We start from the raw sequence: 687 nt of genomic DNA, 5'->3' as shown, positions 1-687 counted from the left end.
ATTATCAGCAGCGAGGGCGAACAGGTGGCCTAGCAACCAACGGTTGTTCTCAAATAACGGCCACAGGGCATCAGGCATCGTGAAGGTGCCATGTTGAAAGGGAACGTCAGGAAGACGCGCCATCATAGTGGCGATCCAGATATCGGTGGCCTTTTTGCCGCAGCTCGGGCATCCCCGACCTTTACAGCTTTGGTAAATAAGGCGCCGATGTGGACAATGGGTACACGAGTTTCGCACCAATAAAAAAACGCTCTATTTTTAAGTTTAATTCAGCATGATATATAAATAGTCAAAACCTTATAAATCAAATACAACTTATTGTAATTTAAGAAAATTTATGTTTTTTAGTAACTTGCAGATTAATCATTGCTTTTAAGCCATTTTTAGAATTTTATATGCCTGTGCGAAACTCGTGGAGATGAAAATCCACGCATCTTCATTGGCATTTTGTACCCATTCCCGAATGGAGAAAGGTGGCTTGCCTTCTTTTTCCAATCCCTGACAGTAACGCAACGCTTTGACATAAGCACTTAACACGGTACGAATGGTCATGGCGGTTTTTTCAATAAGCGTGTTGCTTAATAGTGAAATAAGGGTGTTTCGGTGATTGAAGTAAATTTTACGCTGTTCTGAGATGGAAATTCCAAAGACCTGCGCTAAGGAGTAAGAAGGTATCATCAATAAAGG

At 41.5% G+C, this 687-nt stretch carries 1 protein-coding gene and 1 pseudogene; both read right to left on the bottom strand.

Going from position 1 to position 687, the window contains the following annotated elements:
• Positions 1-228, bottom strand: a pseudogene (locus CBG25_RS06140) (transposase zinc-binding domain-containing protein); the annotation flags it as partial.
• Positions 229-372: 144 nt separating this feature from the next.
• Positions 373-687, bottom strand: a 315-nt coding sequence (locus CBG25_RS06135; protein ID WP_290605331.1) for a type IV secretion system DNA-binding domain-containing protein, incomplete at its 5' end; no start/stop codon positions are given.

The organism is Arsenophonus sp. ENCA, from assembly GCF_002287155.1.
GTDB classification, from domain to species: Bacteria; Pseudomonadota; Gammaproteobacteria; order Enterobacterales; family Enterobacteriaceae; genus Arsenophonus; species Arsenophonus nilaparvatae.
This window is presented reverse-complemented; position numbering and strand designations above follow the sequence as displayed.